General features: G+C 31.5%; 1 protein-coding gene. It reads left to right on the top strand.

The genetic code is table 11. From position 1 onward, the window contains the following. The first annotated feature begins 154 nt into the window (after positions 1 to 154). A complete protein-coding gene (locus ACT8VG_RS10675) occupies positions 155 to 1,462 on the top strand; it encodes an IS4 family transposase (protein ID WP_444195860.1) in 1,308 nt (435 codons plus the stop codon). Positions 1,463 to 1,991 lie beyond the last annotated feature (529 nt).

Genomic DNA, 1,991 nt, shown 5'->3' with positions numbered 1-1,991 from the left:
TAGCATCAGTATTTATGCTAGGGTCTTTTTATTTTGTAATTAATGGTTGACTTATGATTCGAAATGTGCGGCCGCTTTCGCTATTGAATGATAATGAGGTAGCGAAAGCGGCCCTTGTAATTAAGAACATCTTGATTGCAAGGAGGTAACGCATATGAGCAATTATATTAATCAAGTTTCAGATTCTCTAAAGAATCATATTTCGGAATTAGCTAACAATCCATGTTTATTTCTTCGAAACCCCAATGTCGATTTCTCTCGAAAACGGAAAATTGATTTCAAAACTTTTATAGGAATCATGATGAATTCGGGTGGAGCTACTATGAGTAAAGAACTACTTGATTTCTTTGATTTTAACAAAAATACTCCGTCTGTATCAGCATTTACGCAACAACGTTCAAAAGTACTTCCAGAGGCTTTTGAATATTTGTTTAAATCTTTTACGGATGACAACCTTCCAACTACTAATAATTATCATGGCTATCGTTTAATTGCATGTGATGGAAGTAACTTGACCATTGCAACCAATCAAAAGGATCCAGAAACTTTTTGGGAACGTAATCAGTATGGTTCAATTGTTAATAAACTACATCTAAATGCCTTTTATGATGTTTTGAATCGTATATACACCGATGTTTTAGTGCAAACAGCGTCGGATTACAACGAGTCTAGAGCATGTGCAACAATGATTGACAGATCGAAACTAGAGAATGTTATTCTTGTTGCTGATAGAGGATATGAAAACTATAACATTTTTGCACATGCAATTGAAAAAGGATGGAAATTCGCTATACGTGTCAAAGATAAAAATAGTAATGGAATTGCATCTGGGTTAAATCTTCCTCCAAATGATGAGTTTGATATAGATATCACTCAGATTTTTTCGAGGAAAAATACAAAGACCACAAAAAATGCAGGCTATAAGTGGATGCCTGCAAATCAAGTGTTTGATTATCTTCCACGAAAAAGTGATAAAACATACGAATTATCATTTCGTATTATTAGATTTCCTATAGGGTCTAATTCTTATGAAATAATAATTACAAATCTTGATAGAAATATTTTTGACGTAAAAAAAATAAAGGAAATCTATCATTTGAGATGGGGAATAGAAACTTCATTCAGAGAATTAAAATATGCCATAGGATTAACAAGTTTCCATGCACGAAAACCAGATTTTATTAAACAAGAAATATATGCGCGATTACTTTTGTATAACTATTGTGAATTAATAACAACACATGTAATAAAACAAATGAAAAACAATGATAAAACAAAACAGGTGAACTTTACAATCGCCATTTATATTTGTAGAGAATATCTCCGTAATAAACGCAATCTTAGTCCACCTGATGTGATTAACCTAATAGAAAAGCATGTATTACCAGTAAGACCTGGTCGAAAAGACCCTCGCAAAGTCAAACCCCAGGCATCTGTAAGCTTTCTATATAGAGTGGCTTAATCATAGATAATTATAAGTTTTTTGACAGATAAACAATCTGTCTTTTTGTTGTGCTGCAAAATAGACAAAAGAAAAAACACATCATATTTATCAAATAATTGCAAATATGATGTGTTTTATAATTATGTCAAAATTCTTAACTTAATGACATTGCTCATATGAGACTCTTTTTTTGCAGATACTGCTTATTATTCTTCGAGTGTTTTATTTGCACACACTTCGAAAATCTCGCCAACCGTTGCCCGCAGTCTGATGCCTATATTTAATGAAAATACCTGACTTATATATAGTATACCACAGGTATACTGGATTTATTTGTAAAGATGTGCTATTATGATAGCAGATAAAAAACAAGGAGAAAACAACAATGATTAACATGAATACAAGTTATAAATTTCATAGCGATTATAAACATGAATCTCATTACGATTGTTCGTTTGGGTTTAGTTTTAGTACACGCAAATATGAAATGAATAAACTTGTGTTGATGGTATAATTTCAATTTATCATTCATATACTTAATAAACAC

This window comes from Catenibacterium sp. (genome assembly GCF_052354645.1).
GTDB lineage: Bacteria > Bacillota_I > Bacilli_A > Erysipelotrichales > Coprobacillaceae > Catenibacterium > Catenibacterium mitsuoka_A.
Note: the sequence above shows the minus strand (reverse complement) of the source record. Positions and strands in the feature narration are given on the sequence as shown.